Raw genomic sequence first — 23,281 nt, 5'->3', positions numbered from 1 at the left:
TCTCATGAGTGCGCCACCGAATGCGGGCGGGCCACTGCCGTGGCCGCAATGGGCCTATGTGCCGGGTGAGACCGGCGGCGTCGATGCCGACTACGTCGCGCTCGACATGGCCAAGGCACTGGTGCCTTCGGCCTTCCGCGGCCATGTGCCGGCGCGCCATCCGGCGCTGCGCTATGGGCTCGCGCTCAACGACCGCGGTTATTTCTGGGAGGCGCAGGAGGTGCTCGAGGCCGTGTGGGCAGCGGCTCCCCAAGGTGGTCGCGAGCGCATCCTGCTGCGCGCCTGCATCCACATCGCCAATGCGAATCTGCGCTTGCGCATGCAGCGGCCGCATTCGGCCGCGCGCTTGTTTGGAGATGCGCTGACGGAGCTGCGGGCCCTGAGCTCGCGCAAGGCGGCTGCGGCCGGCGACGGCCTTGTCGAGAGCTTTCCGGTCGCGGCCCTTGTGGCGCTGGTCCAGGCCAAGCTTGGCCGATCCCAGCTTTCCAAAGCCGACTGGATCGCACTCGGGGCGACCGTACGGTCCTGACCCTCCATGAAACAAAGTGCATGTGCCGCCGATTAAGCACTAGACGCGCCCCAAAAGATGCACTATTGTGCATCTAAAGGTAAACGCCAGAACCATATAACCAAGCTCAAGGGTGGGCCCATGGCCGGGGAAGATCGGCGCCTCGCAGGCGGCGCGACATTCATCGATTTCCAGACCGAACCGTCCCGCTACAAGCACTGGAAGCTCGCGGTCGATGGCGACGTCGCGACGCTGACCATGGACGTCGACGAGAACGGCGGCCTGTTCGAGGGCTACCAGCTCAAGCTCAATTCCTATGATCTCGGCGTCGACATCGAGCTCGCCGACGCGATCCAGCGCCTGCGCTTCGAGCACCCTGAAGTGAAGGTCGTGGTGATGCGCTCGGCCAAGAACCGCGTGTTCTGCGCCGGCGCCAATATCCGCATGCTCGCTGGCTCGACCCATGCGCACAAGGTGAACTTCTGCAAGTTCACCAACGAGACCCGCAACGGCATGGAAGACTCTTCGGAGAATTCCGGCCAGCGCTTCATCACGGTCGTGAACGGTTCGGCCGCCGGCGGCGGCTATGAGCTTGCGCTCGCCACAGACCACATCATCCTCGCCGACGACGGCGCGTCTGCCGTCGCGCTGCCCGAAGTGCCCTTGCTCGCAGTGCTGCCCGGCACCGGCGGCCTCACCCGCGTCGTCGACAAGCGCAAGGTGCGCCGCGACCACGCCGACTTCTTCTGCACCATCGAGGAGGGCGTGAAGGGCAAGCGCGCGGTGCAATGGCGTCTCGTCGACGAGATCGCGCCGAACTCGAAGCTGGAAGGCAAGATTGCCGAGCGCGCCAGGGAATTTGCGGCGGCCTCGAAGCGCAAGGGCAGCGGCAAGGGCATTACGCTGACGCCGCTCAAGCGCATCATCGGCGAGACCGGTATCCAATACGGCTTCGTCAGCGTCGATATCGACCGCGCTGCGCGCATTGCCACCATATCGATCAAGGCGCCGGAGGCCGCGCCGCCCGCTGACATCGATGGCATGATGGCGCAGGGCGTTTCGTTCTGGCCGCTCCAGGTCGCGCGCGAGCTCGACGACGCCATCCTGCACCTGCGCATCAATGAGCTCGAGATCGCGATGCTCGTGTTCAAGAGCCATGGCGACCGAGCCCTTGTGCTCGCGCACGACGCCTTCCTCGAAGCCAACAAGGCGCATTGGCTGGTCAACGAGATCAGGCACTACTGGAAGCGCGTGCTCAAGCGCATCGACGTCACCTCGCGTACGCTGGTGACGCTGGTCGAGCCCGGCTCCTGCTTCGCCGGCACGCTCGCCGAGCTCGTCTTCGCCGCCGACCGCTCCTACATGCTGATCGGCACCCGTCAGGGCGACAACCGTCCGCCGCCGTCCATCGAATTATCGGCCATGAATTTCGGCCCCTACCCGATGAGCCACGGGTTGACGCGATTGGAGTCGCGCTTCCAGGCCGATCCGTCCGATGTGGAGCGCGCGGAAGCAACGCTCGGCACTGCGCTTGACGCCGAGCAGGCCGAGGAGCTCGGCCTCGTCACCTTCGCGCTCGACGACATCGACTGGGACGACGAGGTTCGCGTGTTCCTGGAGGAACGCGCCAGCTTCTCGCCCGACAGTCTCACCGGCATGGAAGCGAGCCTGCGCTTCGTCGGCCCGGAGACGATGGAGTCAAAGATCTTCGCGCGCCTCACCGCCTGGCAAAACTGGATCTTCCAGCGCCCGAACGCGGTCGGCGAAGAAGGCGCACTGCGCCGCTACGGCAGCGGCCAGAAGCCGAAATTCGACATGACGCGGGTGTAGCTATCGTGTCCCGGGCGCGGCGCAGCGCGAAGCGGCGCGACGCAGAACCGGGACCCACACAGACCGAGCAATAGGCCCCGGCTCAGCAGTGCAGCACTTCACGCCGCACTGCGTCCGGGACACGAGACGGACCAAGGAGCACGGCCATGAACATGAACATCATGAACGTCGACTACTCGACCAAGATTCCCAACAACGTGAATCTCGCCGAAGACCGCCAGGTGCTCAAGGCGCTGGAAGGCTGGCATCCCGGCTATATGGACTGGTGGAGCGACATGGGGCCGGAAGGTTTCCAGGAATCGCTGGTTTACTTGCGCACCGCCTATTCCGTCGATCCGCGCGGCTGGGCCAAGTTCGACTATGTCCGCATGCCCGAATATCGCTGGGGCATTCTTCTCGCTCCCCAGGAGGAAAATCGCGTCGTTCCGTTCGGCGAGCACTATGGCGAGCCTGCCTGGCAGGAAGTGCCGGGCGAGCATCGCGCCATGCTGCGCCGCCTGATCGTGATCCAGGGCGACACCGAGCCTGCGTCCGTCGAGCAGCAGCGCCATCTCGGCAAGACCGCGCCCTCGCTCTACGACATGCGCAATCTGTTCCAGGTCAATGTCGAGGAAGGCCGTCATCTCTGGGCGATGGTCTATCTGCTGCAGAAATACTTTGGTCGTGACGGACGTGAAGAGGCCGACGATCTGCTGCGCCGCCGCTCCGGAGATGCCGACGCGCCGCGCATGCTGGGCGCCTTCAACGAGGCGACGCCGGACTGGCTGTCCTTCTTCATGTTCACCTATTTCACCGACCGCGACGGCAAGATGCAGCTGCATTCGCTGGCGCAGTCGGGCTTCGATCCCTTGTCGCGCACCTGCCGCTTCATGCTGACGGAAGAAGCGCACCACATGTTCGTCGGCGAGACCGGCATCACCCGCGTCGTCCAGCGCACCTGCGATGCGATGAAGGCGGCCGGCATCACCGATCCCACCGACATCGCGAAGGTCCGCGCGCTCGGCGTGATCGATCTTCCGACCATCCAGAAGAAACTGAACCTGCACTACACGCTGTCGCTCGACCTGTTCGGCTCGGAGGTCTCGACCAACGCGGCCAACGCCTTCAACGCCGGCATCAAGGGCCGCTATCACGAGACCCAGATCGAGGACGATCACCAGCTCAAGAACGCCACCTATCCGGTGCTCAAGTTCGTCAACGGCGAGATCAAGCTGGTTGACGAGCCGGCGCTGACCGCGCTCAACATGCGCCTGCGCGACGACTACAGCCAGGATTGCGTCAAGGGCATGCTACGCTGGAACAAGGTGATCTCGACCGCGGGCTACGACTTCAAGCTGACCTTGCCCAACGTCGCCTTCCACCGCCACATCGGCGAGTTCAAGGACGTCCATGCGACACCCGACGGCATTTTGATCGACGACGCCACCTGGGCGAAGCGCAAGGACGAGTGGCTGCCCTCGGCCAGTGACGGCGACTTCATCACCTCGCTGATGCAGCCCGTTACCGAGGTCGGCCAGTTCGCCTCCTGGATCTCGCCGCCCAAGGTCGGCATCGACAACAAGCCGGGCGATTTCGAGTACGTCAAGATCGAGTCGTAAGGGCTGCGGCGGCGCCTCATACTCCCTGTCGTCCCGGATCTGCGCACGCTTTGCTCGCTTGCCCGGGACGACGCTGAATAAGAGGCGAGGGCGTCGCGTCTATCAACCAGCGCGCTCGCTCTCCTGGCCACCCGTTCAGCTACCCCGCAATCTCCAATCCCGCATTCGCATACACAACGCCTCCATCGACGGCGATGGTGTTGCCGACCACGTAATCGCCGGCACGCGAGGCGAGATAGATCGCCACACCGGCCATATCCTCCTCGGCGCCGATCCGCCGTGCCGGAATGCGCTTGGCGACCTCGTCAGCGTGGTCGCGCGCGGCGCGGTTCATGTCGGACTTGAACGCGCCCGGCGCGATCGCGGTGACGTTGATGTTGTCCTTGATCAGCTTCGTCGCCATGCGCCGCGTCAGATGGATCACGGCGGCCTTGCTGGCGGCGTAGGAATAGGTCTCGCTCGGATTGACGAAGATGCCGTCGACGGAGGCGATGTTGATCACCTTCGCGGGCCGTTCCGCGCTGGCTGCCGTGCGGAGCGGCTTTGCCAGCGCCTTGGTCAGGAAGAACAGCGACTTGACGTTGAGGTCCATCACCTTGTCCCAGCCGCTCTCCGGGAATTCGTCGAACTCCGCGCCCCAGGCCGCGCCGGCATTGTTGACGAGGATGTCGAGCTTCGGCTCCAGCTTGATGATCTCGCCGGCGAGCCGGTTGCACCCTTCGACGGTGGAGATGTCGATCGGCAGCGCGATGCATTCGCCGTCATATTGCGCGGTGAGCTCCTGCGCGGTCGCCTCGCACGGGCCGGCCTTGCGCGCGGTAATGTAGACCTTCGCAGCTCCGGCGCTGAGGAATCCCGCCGCGATCATCTTGCCGATTCCGCGCGAGCCGCCCGTCACGAGCGCGATGCGGCCCTTGAGCGAGAACAGATCGTTGAACATGGTGCCTCCCTTGGTTGGCGCCCGTTGTGGGCGGGGCGGGGAGGGGAGTCAAGGAAGGGCGAGCGTGTGGTGCGATAGCCGTTCAACCAACTCAGTGTCGTCCCGGCTTTCGCCGGGACGATGTTTAAGGCCTACGCCGCAGCGATCCTTCGAAAGCCGTTCCACATCGCCGTCGCCGCGCCCGAGGTCAGCACCGGCAAAATCCGCGTGTCCTGGTAGTTGCCGTTGAGTGAGACGCGCGGCAGGGCGGTCATGTGGCCGGCGTTCTCGGCGAACAGCATGCCGGGCCGCGTCGTCACCGCGGTCTTGAAGCCGGCCGAGGCGGCAATGGTGAATTCACGCTCGCCCGCCGCGTCGCGGTCGCCATAGGGATAGGCGAAGTGCAGCACGGGGCGCCCCAGCGCTTGCTCGATCCGCGCGCGGCTCACCGCCATCTCCTGCGCGGCGATCTGCTCGCTCTGCTTGGCGAGATTGCAATGGCTGATGGAGTGCGCGCCGATCGTGACAAGCGGATCGGCGGCCAGCTGCTTCACGCCGTCCCAGGACAGGCAGAGGCTGCGGCACAGCGCTTCCATGTCGACGCCATGTCGGGTGCAGAGCGTCGTGATCTCGCGCATCAGGTCATGCTCGCCGGGCAGCGCGCGCAGCCAGTCATGCAGGCGGTCGAACGTCGCCTGCTTCGCGGCCGGCGTCGTCGCATCGAGTCGCAGCGCGGATTGGCCGATCTGCACCTCGATCTGCTCGGCCCTGGCGATCACGGCCTCCAGTGCGGTCCACCACAGCCGTCCGGTGCCTTCCGCGAAATCGCTGGCGACATAGACGGTCAGAGGCGCGTCAAATTCGCGCAGTACCGGCAGCGCATGCTCGAGATTGTCGCGATAGCCGTCGTCGAGCGTGAAGGCGGCGAAGCGGCGGTCGAACCGGCCCCGCACCAGCCGCTCGTGCAGCTCGTCCATGCTGACGATGTCGATGTCGCGCGAGCGCAGATGGCTCAGCGTCGCACGGAGGAACTCGGGGGTGACTTCGAGGTGCCGGTTCGGCTGGAACGCATCCTCGCGGGCCGGCCGCACGTGGTGCAGCATGAAAATGGCGCCGACGCCCGCCAGCAGCGGGCGCAGCAGATGGTGCGCACCACTGAAGTAGAGCGCCCCCAGCCCGGCGCGGATGACGTTGTTGCGGAGTTGTTTCATTGCAGGCTGGCGGACCCCCGGGCATTCCGCCCTCAATTTACGGACCGACCCTTGAAGAAAAAGTTATTCCAATTGTCCACGCAGCGCCCCCGGAAGGGCACGATTTCCGGTTTGACAGCCCGCCAAGGGTTTGTTTTGTCTCCGGTTCCAGAGTTCGGGTCGTCGAATGCAGAAGCTTTTCACGTGGGCCAGCAAATGGTGGCCGGGGCTCATCCCCCTGGCCGTCATGTGGGGATTTGCGGCCTGGAATAACACCTTGCCGGTCGAGGCCGATTTGTCCGCCCGCAGCTCGGCGGCGCTGAAGGATACCGTTCTGGACAAGACCCGGATCGCGGTGGACGGCCGCGACGTCAGTCTGGCCGCGGACGCCTTTTCCGAGGAGGGCCGCCGCGACGCGGTGATGGCGGTCGAACTCGTTCCCGGCGNCCCGCCTCGTTCCCGAGGCAAAACCCTTCGTCTGGAATGCCGAGCGCGACGTGGTGCGGGTGACGCTGTCGGGGTCCGCCCCTCTGCCGTCGATGAAGGCCCGCCTGACCGAGGCGGCGCGCAAGGAGGTCGGCGGCGTCGAGGTGGCCGATCAGATGGGTCTTGCGCGTGGCGCGCCGCCGCGCTTCGAGGCCGCTGCGATGCTGCTGCTCGACCAGATCGGCAAGCTCAAGGACGGCAAGATCACGATATCGGACACCAAGGTCAATCTGTCGGGCATGGCGCGTGAGCTTGGAGGTCGCGAAGCGATCGCATCCGCGCTGAAGAATCTGCCCGAGGGGTTCTCGATCGCCGCCAACGAGATCAAGGCGCCGCCCTACATCTTCCAGGCCTACAAGGATCCGGTGGCCGCGACAGTGACGCTGACCGGCTACGTACCTGACAACAACGTGCACGCGGCGATCGCCACCAGCGCCTCGCGAAAGTTCTTCGGCGAGAAGATCGTCGACAGCCTCAAGGCCAGTATCGGCGCGCCGGCCTCGTTCAACCCCGCCGTGGTCGCGGCGCTCGGGGCGCTGTCGCGGCTGTCGACCGGCACGCTCGTGGTGTCCGACCGTGAGGTGAAGCTGTCGGGCGATGCGCTCTACGAAGGTGCCGCCAACGATATCCGCGCCGGCCTCGGCAAGGATTTTCCAAAGACCTGGCAATACAAGCCGGAGATCACGGTGAAGCCGGCGGCGGGGCCGGTTGACGGCACGGTCTGCCAGCAATTGTTCTCCGAGCTGCTCGGCAAGGGTAAGATCCGCTTCGCCACCAAGCGCGCCGACATCGATCCGGACTCCGCCGGCATCCTCGACCATCTGATCGAGACGGCGCTGCGCTGCCCCAATGCCAATATCGAGGTTGCAGGTCATACCGATGCCGACGGTGAGGATTCCTTCAACCAGGCGCTCTCCGAGAAGCGGGCGCAGGCGGTGATCGACTACCTGGTCAAGGCTGGCCTGCCCGCCAGCCGCTTCAGCGCGGTCGGTTATGGTGCGACGCAGCCCGTCGCCGGCAACGACACCGACGACGGCAAGGCGCAGAACCGCCGCATCGAATTTCTGGTGAGGTGACGATGCCCTATCTCGTCTCGTTCCATATGGGCTGGCTGATTGGTTCGGTGCTGCTGGGCTTCTGCATGGGCTGGATTTCAGTGGTCCAGCGCGGCAACGGCACCTCGAAGGTCACCGCGCGCTGGCTCGCTTTGCTCGCTGCGGGACTGGTCGCGGCCTCGCTCGCGCATGTGGTCCCCGGCCGCTTCGGCTACTGGCTCGACCTCGGCCTGATCATGTTCGCCTGCTATCTGGTCGGCTGCACCATCGGCGCCTGGCTGCGCGACCGGGTGGTCTCGCGCAGCACGCCGCCCGGCTGAGGCGCCAGCTCGCCCGCATCGACATCGCGTAGAGGCCGATTGGAGCCAAATTCCGGGGAGAACGACTTTACGCTTGACTTTAATACGTACGTACGTATTATATGCGGCATGCCAAAGCCCTCACTCAAAGACGCTATCCTCGATGCCGGCCTCAAGGTCATGTTCCGGACCGGTTATCACGGCACCAGCGTGCGCGACGTCACCGCTGCTGCGGGCGCGCCGCAGGGGTCCTTCACCAACCATTTCCGTTCCAAGGAGGCGTTCGCCTCGGAGGTGCTCGACCGCTATTTCGACGTCACACGGGGGCTGGTCGCCGAGGCGCTCGAGGACACCTCGCTGACGCCGCGCGCGCGGCTGCGGCGCTACCTCGACATCATCACCGGCCGTCTTGAGGCCGATGGCTATGCCCGCGGCTGCCTGATCGGAGATCTCAGCCTGGAGGCATCAGGCAGCAGCGAGCTACTGCGCGTGCGTCTCACGGAAATCTTTGCGGAGTGGCGCGTGCCCTTTGCCGCCTGCATCGCCGAAGCGCAGACACGCGGCGAGATCGCGTCCGACTTCGAGCCCGAGGAGCTCGCCGACTTCCTGCTCACGTCGTGGCAGGGCGCGATCCTGCGCATGAAGGTCGAGCGAAATCCCGACGCGCTCGAACGCTTCAAGACCATCGCCTTCAAAACCGTGTTCAAGGAGATGACATGACCAAGCCGGCCGAAATCGCAATCCGAACCGCATCAGTCCTGGGAAGCAATATGGCCTATCGCGAGGCGGGCGCAAAAGATGCGCCGATAGCGCTATTCCTGCACGGCAATCCGACGTCCTCGCACATCTGGCGCAACATCCTGCCGCTGGTGTCACCGCTCGCGCGTTGCGTCGCGCCCGACCTGATCGGCTTCGGTCAGTCCGGCAAGCCCGATATGGCCTATCGCTTCTTCGATCACGCCCGCTATCTCGATGCGCTGATCGACGAGCTCGGCATCTCCTCGGCCTATCTCGTCGCGCAGGACTGGGGCACCGCGCTCGCATTTCATCTCGCCGCGCGCCGGCCGGACTTCGTGCGCGGACTTGCTTTCATGGAGTTCATCCGGCCGATGCCGACCTGGCAGGACTTTCACCACACTGAGGTCGCGGAGGAACAGGACCACGCCGAGGCGGCGAGGGCCGTATTCCGCAAGTTCAGGACGCCGGGCGAGGGCGAGGCCATGATCCTCGAGGCCAACGCATTCGTCGAACGCGTGCTGCCCGGCGGCATCGTGCGCAAGCTCAGCGACGACGAGATGGCGCCGTATCGCGCGCCGTTCCCGACGCCGGCGAGTCGCCGTCCCGTCCTCGCCTTTCCCCGCGAACTGCCGATCGAGGGCGAGCCTGCCGACGTCTACGAGACGCTGCAATCCGCACATGCCGCGCTCGCTGCATCGTCTTATCCGAAGCTGCTGTTCTCGGGCGCGCCCGGTGCACTCGTCGCGCCGGAATTCGCCGGGCAGTTCGCCAGCTCGCTGAAGCATTGTGCGCATGTTCATCTCGGACCCGGGCTGCACTACCTCCAGGAGGATCACCCCGAGGCGATCGGCCGCTCTGTCGCGGGCTGGATCGCCGGCATCGAGGCTGCGCGCCCACAGCTTGCGGCCTGACGCGGCCGTAATGGAGTGTACCCGGCAAGGGCGGGTATTCCAGGCCAAGGTCGGTAACGGCATTGTTGGTTGCCGCCTGCCGCAAGGCACTTTCCCGGTACCGACGAAATCGTGGCCGCCGTTGCCGCAGCGCGGCACTGATCCGGAACGCTCCGAAAGGTCGCTGCTGCACCGCGGCCTTTCGGCACAGGCGAAATCCGTCAACGAAGCTCCGGGATCTCCCCCTCTTTCAACAGGCCGGCGCGGCCCATAGATTGATTTCGGCTTAAGGCGTGACGGAACATTGTGCGGCCGAAATCATCAAACCTTCATGCCGACTGCGCAGGATCACCACGGAGATTCGCGTCAGGCCTTGCCGCCGAAAGCGCCAAATCGTGCATCCGGAGCCCGCAACCTGCCTAAAACATTGAAGGCACGTGTTTTTGTTCGAATTGCCGAATTCCACTCCGCGCCAAAACGCGCTAGTGGAGAGACGGGGGGCGTGGGTGATGCCGGAGCCGGCGGTGAGGGGCCGTCGCGTGCCAGTGTGTCGTTCGCCTGTTCGCCGGCCGTCCTGGCCGCTGAAGCGTTGTTCGAGGTCTAGATGCTGGAAGCCATACGCAGGGCGATGACGTTTCTGCGCCAGAAGCAAATCCTGCATAAGCTTGGAGTTGTGATCAGCGTCGCGGTCATCGGCATCGCTTGTTATGTGCTCTATCACATGCTGCGCGGCATCGATGTCAACGAGGTCCTCGAAGCGATCAAGAGCACCGAGCCGAGCCAGATTGCGATGGCCGCGCTGTTCGTCGCCGCGGGCTATTTCACCCTGACCTTCTACGACCTGTTCGCCACGCGCGCGATCGGCCATGCCCATGTGCCCTACCGCATCAACGCGCTTGCCGCCTTCACCAGCTATTCGATCGGCCACAATGTCGGCGCCAGCGTCTTCACCGGCGGCGCGGTGCGCTATCGCATCTATTCGGCCTACGGCCTGAACGCGATCGACGTCGCAAAAATCTGTTTCCTCGCCGGCCTGACCTTCTGGCTCGGCAATGCCGCCGTGCTCGGCCTCGGCATCGCCTATCATCCGGAGGCCGCGGCTTCGATCGACCAGTTGCCGCCCTGGCTGAACCGGACGCTGGCGCTGATGATCATCGTGGCGCTGGTCGGCTATGTGGTCTGGGTCTGGACCCAGCCGCGCGTGGTCGGCCGCGGGCCCTGGACTGTGGTGCTGCCGGGCGGACCGTTGACGCTGCTCCAGATCGCGATCGGCATCATCGACCTCGGCTTCTGCGCGCTGGCTATGTATGTGCTGGTCCCGGACGAACCCAATCTCGGCTTTGTCGTGGTCGCGGTGATCTTCGTGTCGGCCACCCTGCTCGGCTTTGCCAGCCACTCGCCCGGGGGCCTCGGCGTGTTCGACGCCGCCATGCTGGTCGGCCTCTGGCAGATGGACCGGGAGGAGCTGCTGGGCGGCATGCTCCTGTTCCGCGTGCTCTATTATCTGTCCCCCTTCGTCATATCTGTAATCTTGCTGACGTTTCGCGAAGTTATAATCGGCGCCCGATCGAAGCGCTTGCAGCAGGCGGCGCTCAAGCTCGACCCCGGCCCGGCGCCGGAAGCCGCCTATGTGAGAGAGCGCAGGGACGGCGGCGTCTGACTGGCGCCAGTTCCTTAAAAGAAGTCCCTCCAGGAGAAGCCCGCCCCGATGGCGATCGACGCCCCTTCTTCTCCCGCCGCCCAGCCCTGGTCCGACCGGCTGCGGCACTCGACGATCATCCTGATCGCCGCTGCGCTGGCGCTGTCGGTGGTGGTCTCGCTCGGCGAATTGTCGGCGCTGCACGCCATCGCCGTGTTCCTCTGCATCGCCGCCGCGGCGCTGATTCCCTGGCGGCTGCACGATACCGCCGCCTCGCGCGACGATGTCCGGCGCATCAATCCGGTCGAGAGCGCTGCGGTGGCCGCGGTCGTCGCCGGCATGCCGGATCCGGCCGTGCTGCTCGACCGCGCCGGCCGCGTCATCCATCTCAATGCCGCAGCCGCCCAGCTCGCGCCGGCGCTGCGCCGCAACGAGCTCGCCCAGTTCGCGCTGCGCTCGCCGGAGATCATCACGGCGCTGCGCGAGTCGATCGCGACCACGGAGCCGCGCCGCGCGACCTATCTCGACCATGTCCCGGTCGATCGCTGGATGGAGCTGATCATCACGCCGGTGCCGGTGCCGACCTCGTTCGGTGGCGCCGACAAATGCATGCTGATGACGTTCCACGACCAGACGCCGCTGCGCCGGGTCGAGGAGATGCGCGCCGACTTCGTCGCCAATGCCAGCCACGAGCTTCGCACACCGCTCGCCGCGCTCTCGGGCTTCATCGACACGCTGCAGGGCCAGGCCAAGGACGACCCCAGGGCGCGCGAGCGTTTCCTCGGCATCATGCACAACCAGGCGAGCCGCATGGCGCGCCTGATCGACGATCTGTTGTCGCTGTCGCGGGTCGAGCTGTCGGCCCATGTCCGGCCCGACACCCTGGTCGACCTGCAGCCGATCATCCGTCAGGTCGCCGACGGGCTCGAGCCGCTGGCGCGCGAGCGCCAGGTCGAGGTCGATATCCATCTGCCGGAGCCGCCGGTGATGATCGCGGGCGACCGCGAGGAACTGCTCCGCCTGTTCGAGAACTTGATCGAGAATGCGCTCAAATACGGTGCCTCGGGCGGACGCGTCATCGTGTCGCTGACCTCGAGCGCCGCCACTGACGGAACTCAGGAAATCCGGGTCATGGTCCGCGATTTCGGCCCCGGCATCGCCCCGGAGCACCTGCCGCGGCTGACCGAGCGCTTCTACCGGGTCGATGTCGGCGACAGCCGCTCACAGGGTGGAACCGGGCTCGGATTATCGCTGGTGAAACATATTCTTAACCGTCATCGCGGCCGACTTCTGATCGAGAGCGTGCCGAAACAGGGCGCCACCTTCACGGCCTGTTTTCCCCAGGTGAAGACTTCAGCGCAGAGCTGAAACCGAAGTGATTTCAGCCGCTTGGTTGTGTCATCCAGCTGTCACGAAACCTTCGTAAAAGCACAGCCGACTGCTCCTAAAGGGGCGGCGCGGGGAGCGCGATCGGGCGCGGATGGCGCTTCGCTCCCCTGTATGGAGACCAGCATGAATTTCATCAAAACGATCGTCGCTGCCGGCTTGGTCGCCGCAACGACGACGGCGGCCTTTGCTGCCGATATCACGGGCGCCGGCGCGACCTTCCCGTTCCCGATCTATTCCAAATGGGCTGACGCCTACAAGAAGGAGACCGGCAACGGTCTGAACTACCAGTCGATCGGCTCGGGCGGCGGGATCAAGCAGATCCAGGCCAAGACCGTGACCTTCGGCGCCAGCGACGCGCCGCTCAAGGCCGAGCAACTCGAGAAGGACGGCCTCGTCCAGTGGCCGATGGTGATGGGCGCCATCGTCCCCGTCGTCAACATCGAGGGCGTGAAGCCGGGCGAGCTGGTGTTCGACGGCGAAACCCTGGCCAGCATCTATCTCGGCAAGATCACAAAGTGGGACGACACCGCGATCAAGAAGCTCAATCCGAACGTGAAGCTGCCGTCGGACGCAATCACCGTGGTCCGCCGCTCGGACGGTTCGGGCACCACCTTCAACTTCACCAACTACCTCTCCAAGGCCAGCGCCGATTGGAAGAGCAAAGTCGGCGAAGGCACGGCCGTCGAGTGGCCGGTCGGCGTCGGCGCCAAGGGCAATGAAGGCGTGTCGGGCAACATCAGCCAGACCAAGAACTCGATCGGCTATGTCGAGTACGCCTATGCCAAGCAGAACAAGCTGACCTACACCGGTCTCGTCAACAAGGCCGGCAAGCCGGTGCAGCCCACCGTCGAAGCCTTCCAGGCGGCCGCTTCCAACGCCGACTGGGCCAAGGCTCCCGGCTACTACGTCATCCTGACCGACCAGCCCGGCGACAAGTCCTGGCCGATCACCGCGGCGACCTTCATCCTCATGCACAAGGAAGCCACCGACAAGGCGGCCTCGCAGGAAGCCATCAAGTTCTTCCGCTGGGCGTTCAAGAACGGCGGCAAGGCGGCTGAGGAGCTCGACTACATCCCGATGCCCGAGGGCGTCGTGACCCTGATCGAGAAGACCTGGGCTGCCGAGATCAAGAGCTAAGGCGCTCCTGGCCCGGTCCTGATGCCGGGACGATCCAAGACTTCCGCTCCGGATCGGCCGCACGCCGCATCCGGAGCGCGCCACCAACAACAAGCGTATATAAATAACGGGTACAGGGGATCGGCGTGGCTGAGATGGCTGTCGAGAGCAACGTAATAGATGCCGCCGGACCGTATGATCGCGCCAAGGCCTTGAGCGCGTTCAAGCTCGGCGATCTCACCTTCTACTGGATCACGCGGCTGTCCGCGATCTCGGTGCTGCTCATCCTCGGCGGCATCATCATCTCGCTGATCGTCGGCGCCTTCCCGGCGATGAAGGCGTACGGCCTCTCCTTCCTGTGGACGCAGCGCTGGGCGCCGTCGGCCGATCCGCCCGTGCTGGGCGCGCTCGGGCCGATGTACGGCACGCTGGTCACCTCCTTCATCGCGATGCTGATCGCCATCCCGGTCGGTCTCGGCATTGCGATCTTCCTCACCGAGCTCTGCCCGCAATGGCTGCGCCGCCCGATCGGCATGGCGGTCGAACTGCTCGCCGGCATCCCCTCGATCATCTACGGTATGTGGGGCTTCTTCGTGCTGGGCCCGTTCCTGGCCAACACCTTCCAGCCCTTCATGATCAAGATCTTCGACGGCGTGCCCGTGCTCGGTGCGATCTTCGCCGGCCCGCCGTCTTATCTCAGCCTGTTCAACGCCGCGCTGATCCTCGCCATCATGGTGTTGCCCTTCATCACCTCGATTTCGGTCGACGTGTTCAAGACGGTGCCCCCGGTGCTGAAGGAGGCGGCCTACGGCGTCGGCTGCACCACCTGGGAAGTCGTGCGCAGCGTGGTGATCCCCTACACCCGCGTCGGCATCATCGGCGGCGTCATGCTGGCGCTGGGCCGCGCGCTCGGCGAGACCATGGCGGTGACTTTCATCATCGGCAACTCGTTCCGGATCTCCTCGTCGATCTTCGCGCCCGGCACCACGATCTCGGCGGCGATCGCATCCGAGTTCGCCGAGAGCGACGGCCTGCACCAGTCCGGCCTGATCCTGCTCGGCCTCCTGCTGTTCGTGCTGACGTTCTTCGTGCTCGCAGGCGCACGGCTGATGCTGCTGCGTCTGGAAAAGAAGGCGGGGAAGTGACATGAACCCGATTTACGCACGCCGGCGCCGCAAGGACATCGTCATCCGCGGGCTCTGCATCGGCGCCGCCGCCTTCGGCGTCACCTGGCTCGCGCTGATCCTGATCACGCTGCTCTACAACGGCATCGCCGGTCTGAACCTGCAGATCTTCGTCGCGGACACGCCGCCTCCGGGCTCGAGCGAAGGCGGCCTGCGCAACGCGATCGTCGGCTCGATCATCATGACCGTGCTCGGCGTCGGCATCGGCGCGCCGCTAGGCCTGTTCGCCGGCACCTATCTCGCCGAATACGGCCGCAACGACAAGCTGACCTCGGTGATCCGCTTCATCAACGACATCCTGCTCTCGGCGCCCTCGATCATCATCGGCCTGTTCATCTACGGCGCGGTGGTGGTGCCGATGCGCGGCTTCTCGGCGATTGCGGGGGCGCTCGCGCTCGCCGTCATCGTCATCCCGGTGGTGCTGCGCACGACCGAGGACATGCTGCTGCTGGTGCCGAACGCGCTGCGCGAGGCGGCCTCCGCGCTCGGTCTGCCGCGCTCGCTGGTGATCAAGCGCATCGCCTATCGTGCGGCACGCTCAGGTCTCATCACCGGCGTGCTGCTCGCCACCGCCCGCGTCGCCGGCGAGACCGCGCCGCTGCTCTTCACCGCGCTGTCGAACCAGTTCTTCAGCCTCGGCCTGAACAAGACGATGGCGAACCTGCCGGTCACCATCAACAATTTCGTGCAGAGCCCCTACGCCTACTGGAAGCAGCTCGCCTGGAGCGGCGCGCTGCTGATCACGATCACCGTGCTTGCCCTGAACATTGGCGCGCGCATCCTCGGCGCCGAGAGGACTGCAAAATGACCGACCTTTCCGTATCCGTGAGTTCCAACGCCCATCTCGCCTCGCAGCAGCCGTTGCCGGAAGCCCCCGCCAAGGTGACGGTGCGCAACCTCAACTTCTATTACGGCGAGCACCACGCGCTGAAGAACATCAACCTGACGCTGGGCACCAACCGCGTCACCGCGTTCATCGGCCCGTCGGGTTGCGGCAAGTCCACGCTGCTGCGCATCTTCAACCGGATGTACGACCTCTATCCGGGCCAGCGCGTCACCGGTCAGCTGATGCTCGACCAGACCAACATCCTCGATCCCAAGCTGGACCTCAACCTGCTGCGCGCCCGCGTCGGCATGGTGTTCCAGAAGCCGACGCCGTTCCCGATGACGATCTACGAGAACATCGCCTTCGGCATCCGCCTCTACGAGAAGATCTCGAAGTCCGAGATGGACGACCGCGTCGAGAAGGCACTGCGCGGCGGCGCGCTGTGGAACGAGGTCAAGGACAAGCTCAACGCCTCCGGTCTGTCGCTCTCCGGCGGCCAGCAGCAGCGCCTCTGCATCGCCCGCACCGTCGCGGTGCGCCCTGAGGTGATCTTGTTCGACGAGCCCTGCTCGGCCCTCGACCCGATCTCGACCGCCAAGGTCGAAGAGCTGATCCAGGAGCTGTCCGAGAACTACACGATCGCGATCGTCACCCACAACATGCAACAGGCGGCGCGCGTCTCCGACAAGACCGCCTTCATGTATCTCGGCGAGCTGATCGAGTTCGACGACACCAGCAAGATCTTCACGTCGCCGAGCGATCGGCGCACGCAGGATTACATCACCGGCCGGTTCGGCTGAGGAGACAGGACATGGGTTCTGAACATACTGCAAAAGCCTTCGATACCGACCTTCAGGAGCTCACCCGCCTGGTCGCCGAGATGGGCGGCATCGCCGAGCGCATGATCGTCGATTCCGTCGACGCGCTGATCCGCCGCGACGTCGCGCTCGGCCAGCGCGTCGTCACCACCGACGCCGAGCTCGACGCGCTGCAGAAGAAGATCGAGGAGCGCGCCGTGCTCACCATCGCCCGCCGCCAGCCGATGGCGGTCGACCTGCGCGAGATCGTCGGCGCCATGCGCGTTGCGACCGATCTCGAGCGCATCGGCGACCTCGCCAAGAACATGGGCAAGCGCGTCGCCGCGCTGGAGACCGATTTCCATCCGCTCAAGCTGTTCCGCGGCCTGGAACACATGACCGACCTCGTGCAGCAGCAGGTCAAGTCGGTGCTGGACGCCTATGCCGCGCACGATCTGCCGGCGGCGATGGCTGTGTGGAAGGGCGACGAGGAAGTCGACGCCATCTGCACCTCGCTATTCCGCGAGCTCCTCACCTACATGATGGAGGATCCGCGCAACATCTCGTTCTGCATCCATCTGATGTTCTGCGCCAAGAACATCGAGCGGATCGGCGACCACGCCACCAACATCGCCGAGACCGTGTTCTACATGATCGAGGGCCAGGCGATCACAGACAAGCGGCCGAAGGGCGACATGACGACCTTCGCCACGACGGTTCCGAATACCTGAAGACTTAAGGAGCGACGACACCATGGGCGCACGCATTATGGTGGTTGAGGACGAGGAAGCTCTCACCGAGCTTCTTCGCTACAACCTCGAAGGCGACGGCTATGACGTCGAGACGGTGATGCGCGGCGATGACGCCGACACCCGCCTCAAGGAACACATTCCCGATCTGATCGTGCTCGATTGGATGCTGCCGGGCCTGTCGGGCATCGAGCTGTGCCGGCGGCTGCGGACCCGTCCCGAGACCAAGCAGCTCCCGATCATCATGCTCACCGCGCGCGGCGAGGAGAGCGAGCGGGTGCGGGGGCTTGCGACCGGCGCCGACGACTACATCGTCAAGCCGTTCTCGGTGCCCGAGCTGCTGGCGCGCGTGAAGGGCCTGTTGCGGCGCGCCAGCCCCGAGCGGCTCGCCACCGTGCTCGCCTATGGCGACATCGAGCTCGATCGCGACAAGCGCCGCGTCGCGCGCTCGGGCCGGCCGATCGATCTCGGCCCGACCGAATATCGCCTGCTGGAGTTCTTCCTGGAGCATCCCGGCCGCGTGTTCTCGCGCGAGCAGCTGCTCGACAGCGTCTGGGGCCGCGATATCTACATCGACGAACGCACCGTCGACGTCCATATCGGCCGCCTGCGCAAGCTGCTCAATCTCGGCCGCGAGCAGGACCCGATCCGTACCGTCCGCGGCGCCGGTTATGCGCTCGATGACCGGTTCGCGAAGGCTGAGCAGACGTAAGCTGGTTTAGCGAGCTGCGGCCACAATCTCAGTTGTCGTCCCGGGGCGCGCGCAGCGCGAGCCCGGGATCCATAACCACAGGATCACGTTTGGCGAAGACTCGGAATGACCATCTCGCGCAACGATTGCGCCCTGTGGTTATGGATCCCCGCCTTCGCGGGGATGACACCGAGTGATTGAAGCGGCCATCGTGTGATGGCTGCAGTCTTCGATGAAGCTTGGCGACCAGGCTTGGCGATCACCTAATTCCGTGCGCTCACCGCGTGCCCGGCTTCGCCGGTGCGCGACGGCGATCCGCCGCGGGCTGATAGGCCACGCGCGAATGCTGGGCGCAGTAGGGCAGGCCCGAGAGCGCCTTGCCGCCGCAGAAGAAGAAGTCCGGGCTCGAGGGATCGCCGACCGGCCAGTGGCAGGTCGCCTCGTTCAATTCCAGCAGCGACAGCCGCTGGCTCATCGGCACCACGTTGTCGTAGGTCACGGGCTCAGCCTCGACCTCGACCTCGAAGGCCTGTGCCAGCGCGGTGTTGCCGCGCGCGATGGGGCGGGTCACCCGCATCATGTGCTGCGCGGGACGCGCCTTGCGCGGTCGCGGAGCTGCCGATGACGGGCTCTTGGCGCGGCCGGACAGGCCGAGCCTGTGCACCTTGCCGATCACGGCATTACGGGTCACGTTGCCGAGCTCGGCTGCGATCTGGCTGGCCGACAGTCCGGCCTCCCAGAGCTTCTTCAGCTGCTCGACGCGATCGTCGGACCAGGTCAAAACCGTCATTGCACCCTTTCCCTCGCCGTGCGGCTGCCGTCCTGGCGCCTTGCGGCGAATGCCTAAGCCTCGAAAAACCCGTGCCGCCAGAATCCCTTAAGGCTCGCCGGGCGTAACCAGAACGCCCGAACGTCTACGCCGGTACATGAGGACTTAGAGGATCAGAACTGCTGCACGAGATGTCGTATCTGACAAGCCAAACGCTACAATATGGCGTGACTCACGCGCAAGAGTCAGCCGACTCGCTTCCACATGTTCCGTGGCAAAAACCCCGCAAATCCGGCACCGCAAGACTACGGATTCAGCGTTTCGCGGAGCTTTCGGGCGGCATTGACACCCGTTCTACCCGGCATAAGATAGTGTCACGTGCCGCCCTTAAAAGGCGGCACGTTTCGTTTTCCGGGCCGGTCAATGGTGCGCTGCATGAGCGTGTTCAGGCCGTCCGCAACATCAAGTGATCGTCATGACGAACAGCGCCGCGCCGCATTTGCTCCCCGTTTTCGCCAGGGCCGACCTCGGTTTCGAGCGCGGCGAAGGCTGCTGGCTGATTGCGACCAATGGCGATCGCTATCTTGATTTTACCTCCGGCGTCGCTGTGAACGCGCTCGGCCACGCCCATCCCGCGCTGGTCAAGGCGCTGCAGGAGCAGGCGACCAAGCTCTGGCACATGTCGAACCTGTTCCAGAGTCCGGACGGCGAGAAGCTCGCCGCGCGCCTGTGCAAGGAAAGCTTCGCGGACTTCGTGTTCTTCTGCAATTCCGGCGCTGAAGCGCTGGAAGGCGTGATCAAGCTGGTCCGCCATCATCATTTCTCGAAGGGTCATCCGGAGCGCTTTCGCATCATCACCTTCGAAGGCGCCTTCCATGGCCGGACCCTGGCGACGCTGGCGGCAACGGGATCTGCAAAATATCTCGAAGGGTTCGGTCCGCCGATGGATGGTTTCGACCAGGTGCCGCACGGCGATATCGAAGCCGTCAAGAAGGCGATCGGTCCGCAGACCGCCGGCATCCTGATCGAGCCGATCCAGGGTGAAGGCGGCGTGCGTTCGGCGCCTCCAGGCTTCCTCAAGGCGCTCCGCCAGCTCTGCGACGAAAAGGGCCTGCTGCTCGCCTTCGACGAGGTGCAGACCGGCATGGGCCGCACCGGCGATCTGTTCGCGCATCGCCGCACCGGCGTTACGCCTGACGTGATGTCGCTGGCCAAGGCGCTCGGCGGCGGCTTCCCGATCGGCGCGTTCCTGGCGACCGCCGACGCGGCGGCCGGCATGGGCCCTGGCTCTCACGGCTCGACCTTCGGCGGCAATCCGCTGGCGATCTCGGCGGCGAATGCCGTGCTCGATGTCATGCTCAAGCCCGGCTTCTTCGACCACGTGCAGAAGATGTCGCTGCTGCTCAAGCAGAAGCTCGCCTCCGTGATCGACCGTCACCCCGATGTCGTCAGCGAGGTGCGCGGCGAGGGCCTCTTGATCGGTATCAAGGCCGTGGTTCCCTCGGGAGATCTCGCTGCGGCCTTGCGCCATGAAAAGCTGCTCACGGTCGGCGCCGGCGACAATGTCGTGCGTTTCCTGCCGCCTTTGATCGTCACCGAAGCCGAGATCGAGGACAGCGTTGCGCGGCTGGAGCGCGCCTGCGCTGCGATCTCGTCCAGTCAGACCAAGCGGGCGGCAAGCTGATGAGCAAGTCACCGAAGCACTTTCTGGATATCAACGAGCTACCCTTGTCGGAGCTCAAGAGCATGCTCGACGCCTCCTCCGCCATGAAGGCGAAGCAGAAGGCGCAGCAGCCGGTGAAGCCGCTCGAAGGCAAGACGCTGGCGATGATCTTCGAGCGTCCCTCGACGCGCACCCGCGTCTCGTTCGACGTCGCCATGCGCCAGCTCGGCGGTGAGCCCATCATGCTCACCGGCGCCGAGATGCAGCTCGGCCGCGGCGAGACCATCGCCGACACCGCGCGCGTGCTGTCGCGCTATGTCGACGCCATCATGATCCGCATCCTCAACCATGATGCGCTGCTCGAGCTTGCCGCGAATGCGACCGTGCCGGTCATCAACGGCCTGACGCGCCGCTCGCATCCCTGCCAGGTGATGGCGGACCTTTTGACCTATCAGGAGCATCGCGGCTCGATCGAGGGCCGGACGGTGGCCTGGACCGGCGACGACAACAACGTGCTGGCGTCCTGGGCGCACGCCGCCGAGCGTTTCAAATTCCAGCTCAATGTCGCAACGCCTCCGGAGCTCGCGCCGAAAAAGGCGATGCGCGACTGGATCAAGGCGACGGGCGCGCCGATCATGCTCGGCACCGATCCCGAAGCCGCCGTGAAAGGCGCCGACTGCGTCGTCACCGACACCTGGGTGTCGATGGGTGACAAGGAGGGCGAGCACCGCCATAACGTGCTCAAGCCCTATCAGGTCAATTCGAAGCTGATGTCGCTGGCCAAGCCCGACGCGTTGTTCATGCATTGCCTGCCCGCCCATCGCGGCGAGGAGGTCACTGACGAGGTGATCGATGGCCCGCAATCGGTCGTGTTCGACGAAGCTGAAAACCGCCTGCACGCGCAGAAGGGCATTCTGGCCTGGTGCTTTGACGCGGTGAAGTAGGTATTGGCTGGCATCGCGCCGGCCAAAAACACTGCTCGTCATCCCGGACAAGCGCGCCAAAAGTGCGCGCAGATCCGGAGTCCATGGCCACCGGACGTCGTGTGGCGATGACTCGGAGTTGCCGTCTCGCGTTGTGACGTAGTCCTGTGGTTATGGGTCCCGGCTCTGCGCTTGCGCTTGTCCGGGACGACACCGAGTTTGAGGTGGCTTGGTATGGTTCGACTTGCATCCCGCGCCTCGCACCCCTTCCATTCCTCACCATCCGACCCCAGATAGAGCGCCATGGTTTCCCAATCCCCTGACATGAAAACCGGGCCTGAAGGCCCGGTTCGCGCGCCATCCGCCGTTCCGGTCGACGACGCTGTGCTGCCTTACGAGGTCGATGCGCTCGACGTGCGCGGCCGCCTGGTGCGGCTTGGCCCTGCGCTCGACGACATCCTGACCAAGCACGATTATCCCGCGCCCGTCGGCAAGCTGCTCGGCGAGGCTATCGTGCTCGCGACGCTGCTCGGTTCGGCACTGAAATTCGAGGGCCGCTTCATCCTGCAGGCCCAGACCGACGGTCCGGTGTCGTTCCTGGTGGTGGACTACAAGGCGCCGGACCATCTGCGCGCCTATGCCCGCTATGACGCCTCGCGCCTGGGCACGGCAAAGGATTCCGGCACGCTGCTCGGCCGCGGCCACCTCGCCATGACGATCGACCAGGGCCCTGACATGAGCCGCTACCAGGGCCTGGTCGCGCTCGACGGCGGCAGCCTGGAAGATGCCGCCCACGAATATTTCCTGCGCTCCGAGCAGATCCCGACCAAGGTGCGCCTTGCGGTCGGCGAGGAGTGGCGCTCGAGCGACGGCGGCAAGCATCGCTGGCGCGCCGGCGGCATGCTGATGCAGTTCTTGCCGAAGGCGCCGGAGCGCGCGCGGCAGGCGGATCTGCATCCCGGCGATGCGCCTGAAGGCGTCGAAGCGCACAGCATCGCTGAAGATGACGCCTGGGTCGAGGCGCGCTCGCTGATCGAGACCGTCGAGGACGTCGAGCTGATCGACCCCGAGCTCTCCGGCGAGCGGCTGCTCTATCGCCTGTTCCACGAGCGCGGCGTGCGGGTGTTCAATCCGCTGTCGCTGAAGGCGCAATGCTCCTGCTCGCGCGACGCCGTCGCGTCCATGCTGAAGAGCTTTTCGTCCGATGACCGTGCGGCGATGGTGAAGGACGACAAGGTCGTCGTCACCTGCGAGTTCTGCTCGTCAGTCTACCAGTTCACGCCGCACGAGGCGGGCGTCGAGGACGCGTAAGTCCATCCTCCGGTCATTGCGAGCGCAGCGAAGCAATCCAGGATTCCTCCGCGGAAAGACTCTGGATTGCTTCGCTGCGCTCGCAATGACGATAGGCAGGCAGGTTGCCCACCTCACGGCACCGCGCTAATTCAACACCCGTTTGTAGTCAGGGCTGTCCAGCGAGAACGTCGGCACGTCGATCTCGAATCGCTCGCCGGTTTCGCTGACCATCTGGTAGCGGCCGGTCATGAAGCCGGAGGCGGTCGTGAGCGGCACGCCGGAGGTGTATTCGAACCGCTCACCGGGGGCGAGCGTCGGCTGCTCGCCGACCACGCCTTCGCCCCTGACCTCCTGCTGGCGGCCGGTGGCGTCGGTGATGATCCAGTGCCGCGTCTTGAGCTGCACGGTCTCCTCGCCGGAATTGGTGATGACGATGGTGTACGACCAGAAATAGCGGGAGCGGTCGGCCGACGACTGCTCCGGAACAAAGTTCGGCTCGACGGTCACTTCGATCTGGCGGGTCACGGCGCGGTACATGGCTGCCATCATACCGAATCCGGTGCCGGAACCAAACCCTGAGGGCGGTTTTGGTGACATCGTGCCGCCAGAATTGGCGGAGAAGTACACGCCTGAGGGGAAGACACTCCGAAGACACCCCCATGTGAACCCCCATGTGATCCGGTCGCTTTGCGAGATGACGGCCGGACCGGTACACTCCCTTAACGTCGC

Annotated in this window: 22 protein-coding genes and 1 pseudogene; 19 read left to right on the top strand and 4 right to left on the bottom strand. The window is 65.0% G+C overall.

Annotated elements, in window-relative coordinates; all coding sequences use genetic code 11:
• Positions 1 to 4 precede the first annotated feature (4 nt).
• The 3 genes from A5906_RS01740 to boxB all read left to right on the top strand — a co-directional run bounded on the left by A5906_RS01740 (position 5) and on the right by boxB (position 3,936).
• A complete protein-coding gene (locus A5906_RS01740) occupies positions 5 to 529 on the top strand; it encodes a DUF309 domain-containing protein (RefSeq protein ID WP_080133549.1) in 525 nt (174 codons plus the stop codon).
• A gap of 120 nt (positions 530 to 649) precedes the next feature.
• On the top strand, positions 650 to 2,338 hold the full coding sequence (boxC, locus tag A5906_RS01735; RefSeq protein ID WP_080133548.1) for a 2,3-epoxybenzoyl-CoA dihydrolase: 1,689 nt from the start codon (positions 650 to 652) through the stop codon (positions 2,336 to 2,338).
• 146 nt (positions 2,339 to 2,484) lie between these two features.
• Positions 2,485 to 3,936, top strand: coding sequence for a benzoyl-CoA 2,3-epoxidase subunit BoxB (gene boxB, locus A5906_RS01730; RefSeq protein WP_080133547.1), 1,452 nt, complete (start codon positions 2,485 to 2,487; stop codon positions 3,934 to 3,936).
• Between the two features lie 139 nt (positions 3,937 to 4,075).
• Here boxB and A5906_RS01725 read toward each other — a convergent pair whose 3' ends face one another.
• Both A5906_RS01725 and A5906_RS01720 read right to left on the bottom strand, forming a co-directional pair.
• Positions 4,076 to 4,876: an SDR family NAD(P)-dependent oxidoreductase gene (locus A5906_RS01725; protein WP_080133546.1), complete on the bottom strand. Its 801-nt coding sequence runs from the start codon at positions 4,874 to 4,876 to the stop codon at positions 4,076 to 4,078.
• A 131-nt stretch (positions 4,877 to 5,007) separates the two neighbouring features.
• On the bottom strand, positions 5,008 to 6,066 hold the full coding sequence (locus A5906_RS01720; protein WP_080133545.1) for a polysaccharide deacetylase family protein: 1,059 nt from the start codon (positions 6,064 to 6,066) through the stop codon (positions 5,008 to 5,010).
• 166 nt (positions 6,067 to 6,232) lie between these two features.
• On the opposite strand from A5906_RS01720, the pseudogene A5906_RS43645 reads away from it, so the two are divergent.
• From A5906_RS43645 to phoB, 13 genes and pseudogenes are all read left to right on the top strand, one after another.
• Positions 6,233 to 6,491 (top strand): annotated as a pseudogene (locus A5906_RS43645) (OmpA family protein); the annotation flags it as partial.
• Between the two features lies 1 nt (position 6,492).
• On the top strand, positions 6,493 to 7,607 hold a 1,115-nt coding region (locus tag A5906_RS01715), incomplete at its 5' end, for an OmpA family protein (RefSeq protein ID WP_245326554.1).
• A 2-nt stretch (positions 7,608 to 7,609) separates the two neighbouring features.
• Entirely contained in the window at positions 7,610 to 7,906 is a 297-nt protein-coding gene (locus A5906_RS01710; RefSeq protein WP_080133544.1) for a hypothetical protein, read from the top strand.
• A gap of 108 nt (positions 7,907 to 8,014) precedes the next feature.
• Positions 8,015 to 8,605, top strand: coding sequence for a TetR/AcrR family transcriptional regulator (locus tag A5906_RS01705; protein ID WP_080133543.1), 591 nt, complete (start codon positions 8,015 to 8,017; stop codon positions 8,603 to 8,605).
• Complete coding sequence (locus A5906_RS01700; protein ID WP_080133542.1) at positions 8,602 to 9,534, top strand: haloalkane dehalogenase; 933 nt, start codon at positions 8,602 to 8,604, stop codon at positions 9,532 to 9,534. Before A5906_RS01705 ends, A5906_RS01700 begins: the two co-directional genes overlap by 4 nt.
• Positions 9,535 to 10,117: 583 nt before the next feature.
• Positions 10,118 to 11,173, top strand: a complete 1,056-nt coding sequence (locus A5906_RS01695; protein WP_080133541.1) for a lysylphosphatidylglycerol synthase domain-containing protein — start codon at positions 10,118 to 10,120, stop codon at positions 11,171 to 11,173.
• A gap of 48 nt (positions 11,174 to 11,221) precedes the next feature.
• Positions 11,222 to 12,520 carry an ATP-binding protein gene (locus A5906_RS01690; RefSeq protein WP_080133540.1) on the top strand — a complete coding sequence of 433 codons (1,299 nt, stop codon included), beginning with the start codon at positions 11,222 to 11,224 and terminating at the stop codon, positions 12,518 to 12,520.
• A 144-nt stretch (positions 12,521 to 12,664) separates the two neighbouring features.
• Complete coding sequence (gene pstS, locus A5906_RS01685; protein ID WP_080134012.1) at positions 12,665 to 13,678, top strand: phosphate ABC transporter substrate-binding protein PstS; 1,014 nt, start codon at positions 12,665 to 12,667, stop codon at positions 13,676 to 13,678.
• 134 nt (positions 13,679 to 13,812) lie between these two features.
• Positions 13,813 to 14,802, top strand: coding sequence for a phosphate ABC transporter permease subunit PstC (gene pstC, locus A5906_RS01680; RefSeq protein ID WP_080133539.1), 990 nt, complete (start codon positions 13,813 to 13,815; stop codon positions 14,800 to 14,802).
• 1 nt (position 14,803) lies between these two features.
• Positions 14,804 to 15,649 (top strand): phosphate ABC transporter permease PstA, encoded by an 846-nt coding sequence (pstA, locus tag A5906_RS01675; protein ID WP_080133538.1) that lies wholly within the window; start codon positions 14,804 to 14,806, stop codon positions 15,647 to 15,649.
• On the top strand, positions 15,646 to 16,467 hold the full coding sequence (pstB, locus tag A5906_RS01670; RefSeq protein WP_080133537.1) for a phosphate ABC transporter ATP-binding protein PstB: 822 nt from the start codon (positions 15,646 to 15,648) through the stop codon (positions 16,465 to 16,467). The genes pstA and pstB overlap by 4 nt, the downstream gene beginning before the upstream one ends.
• Before the next feature lie 11 nt (positions 16,468 to 16,478).
• Entirely contained in the window at positions 16,479 to 17,195 is a 717-nt protein-coding gene (gene phoU, locus A5906_RS01665; RefSeq protein WP_080133536.1) for a phosphate signaling complex protein PhoU, read from the top strand.
• Between the two features lie 22 nt (positions 17,196 to 17,217).
• Positions 17,218 to 17,925, top strand: a complete 708-nt coding sequence (gene phoB, locus A5906_RS01660; RefSeq protein ID WP_008143479.1) for a phosphate regulon transcriptional regulator PhoB — start codon at positions 17,218 to 17,220, stop codon at positions 17,923 to 17,925.
• Positions 17,926 to 18,181: 256 nt separating this feature from the next.
• On the opposite strand, the gene A5906_RS01655 is transcribed toward phoB, so the two are convergent.
• Positions 18,182 to 18,694 (bottom strand): GcrA family cell cycle regulator, encoded by a 513-nt coding sequence (locus A5906_RS01655; protein ID WP_080133535.1) that lies wholly within the window; start codon positions 18,692 to 18,694, stop codon positions 18,182 to 18,184.
• A 454-nt stretch (positions 18,695 to 19,148) separates the two neighbouring features.
• Here A5906_RS01655 and A5906_RS01650 point away from each other — a divergent pair, with 454 nt between their 5' ends.
• From A5906_RS01650 to A5906_RS01640, 3 genes are all read left to right on the top strand, one after another.
• Complete coding sequence (locus A5906_RS01650; RefSeq protein ID WP_080133534.1) at positions 19,149 to 20,357, top strand: aspartate aminotransferase family protein; 1,209 nt, start codon at positions 19,149 to 19,151, stop codon at positions 20,355 to 20,357.
• Positions 20,357 to 21,280 (top strand): ornithine carbamoyltransferase, encoded by a 924-nt coding sequence (gene argF / locus A5906_RS01645; RefSeq protein ID WP_080133533.1) that lies wholly within the window; start codon positions 20,357 to 20,359, stop codon positions 21,278 to 21,280. Before A5906_RS01650 ends, argF begins: the two co-directional genes overlap by 1 nt.
• Positions 21,281 to 21,562: 282 nt before the next feature.
• Positions 21,563 to 22,570 carry an Hsp33 family molecular chaperone gene (locus tag A5906_RS01640; protein ID WP_080133532.1) on the top strand — a complete coding sequence of 336 codons (1,008 nt, stop codon included), beginning with the start codon at positions 21,563 to 21,565 and terminating at the stop codon, positions 22,568 to 22,570.
• Between the two features lie 126 nt (positions 22,571 to 22,696).
• Here the strand turns inward: A5906_RS01640 and apaG are convergent, their stop codons facing one another.
• Entirely contained in the window at positions 22,697 to 23,089 is a 393-nt protein-coding gene (gene apaG / locus A5906_RS01635) for a Co2+/Mg2+ efflux protein ApaG (protein WP_080133531.1), read from the bottom strand.
• Between the last annotated feature and the right edge of the window lie 192 nt (positions 23,090 to 23,281).

It is taken from the genome of Bradyrhizobium sacchari, from assembly GCF_002068095.1.
Classification (GTDB): Bacteria; Pseudomonadota; Alphaproteobacteria; order Rhizobiales; family Xanthobacteraceae; genus Bradyrhizobium; species Bradyrhizobium sacchari.
Note: the sequence above shows the minus strand (reverse complement) of the source record. Positions and strands in the feature narration are given on the sequence as shown.

What these genes read in the sequence shown, in the direction of transcription:
- A5906_RS01740 (WP_080133549.1), top strand. Translation starts at nt 5, where the DNA reads ATGAGTGCGCCACCGAATGCGGGCGGGCCACTGCCGTGGCCGCAATGG.
- boxC (WP_080133548.1), top strand. Translation starts at nt 650, where the DNA reads ATGGCCGGGGAAGATCGGCGCCTCGCAGGCGGCGCGACATTCATCGAT.
- boxB (WP_080133547.1), top strand. Translation starts at nt 2,485, where the DNA reads ATGAACATGAACATCATGAACGTCGACTACTCGACCAAGATTCCCAAC.
- A5906_RS01725 (WP_080133546.1), bottom strand. Translation starts at nt 4,876, where the DNA reads ATGTTCAACGATCTGTTCTCGCTCAAGGGCCGCATCGCGCTCGTGACG.
- A5906_RS01720 (WP_080133545.1), bottom strand. Translation starts at nt 6,066, where the DNA reads ATGAAACAACTCCGCAACAACGTCATCCGCGCCGGGCTGGGGGCGCTC.
- A5906_RS01710 (WP_080133544.1), top strand. Translation starts at nt 7,610, where the DNA reads ATGCCCTATCTCGTCTCGTTCCATATGGGCTGGCTGATTGGTTCGGTG.
- A5906_RS01705 (WP_080133543.1), top strand. Translation starts at nt 8,015, where the DNA reads ATGCCAAAGCCCTCACTCAAAGACGCTATCCTCGATGCCGGCCTCAAG.
- A5906_RS01700 (WP_080133542.1), top strand. Translation starts at nt 8,602, where the DNA reads ATGACCAAGCCGGCCGAAATCGCAATCCGAACCGCATCAGTCCTGGGA.
- A5906_RS01695 (WP_080133541.1), top strand. Translation starts at nt 10,118, where the DNA reads ATGCTGGAAGCCATACGCAGGGCGATGACGTTTCTGCGCCAGAAGCAA.
- A5906_RS01690 (WP_080133540.1), top strand. Translation starts at nt 11,222, where the DNA reads ATGGCGATCGACGCCCCTTCTTCTCCCGCCGCCCAGCCCTGGTCCGAC.
- pstS (WP_080134012.1), top strand. Translation starts at nt 12,665, where the DNA reads ATGAATTTCATCAAAACGATCGTCGCTGCCGGCTTGGTCGCCGCAACG.
- pstC (WP_080133539.1), top strand. Translation starts at nt 13,813, where the DNA reads ATGGCTGTCGAGAGCAACGTAATAGATGCCGCCGGACCGTATGATCGC.
- pstA (WP_080133538.1), top strand. Translation starts at nt 14,804, where the DNA reads ATGAACCCGATTTACGCACGCCGGCGCCGCAAGGACATCGTCATCCGC.
- pstB (WP_080133537.1), top strand. Translation starts at nt 15,646, where the DNA reads ATGACCGACCTTTCCGTATCCGTGAGTTCCAACGCCCATCTCGCCTCG.
- phoU (WP_080133536.1), top strand. Translation starts at nt 16,479, where the DNA reads ATGGGTTCTGAACATACTGCAAAAGCCTTCGATACCGACCTTCAGGAG.
- phoB (WP_008143479.1), top strand. Translation starts at nt 17,218, where the DNA reads ATGGGCGCACGCATTATGGTGGTTGAGGACGAGGAAGCTCTCACCGAG.
- A5906_RS01655 (WP_080133535.1), bottom strand. Translation starts at nt 18,694, where the DNA reads ATGACGGTTTTGACCTGGTCCGACGATCGCGTCGAGCAGCTGAAGAAG.
- A5906_RS01650 (WP_080133534.1), top strand. Translation starts at nt 19,149, where the DNA reads ATGACGAACAGCGCCGCGCCGCATTTGCTCCCCGTTTTCGCCAGGGCC.
- argF (WP_080133533.1), top strand. Translation starts at nt 20,357, where the DNA reads ATGAGCAAGTCACCGAAGCACTTTCTGGATATCAACGAGCTACCCTTG.
- A5906_RS01640 (WP_080133532.1), top strand. Translation starts at nt 21,563, where the DNA reads ATGGTTTCCCAATCCCCTGACATGAAAACCGGGCCTGAAGGCCCGGTT.
- apaG (WP_080133531.1), bottom strand. Translation starts at nt 23,089, where the DNA reads ATGTACCGCGCCGTGACCCGCCAGATCGAAGTGACCGTCGAGCCGAAC.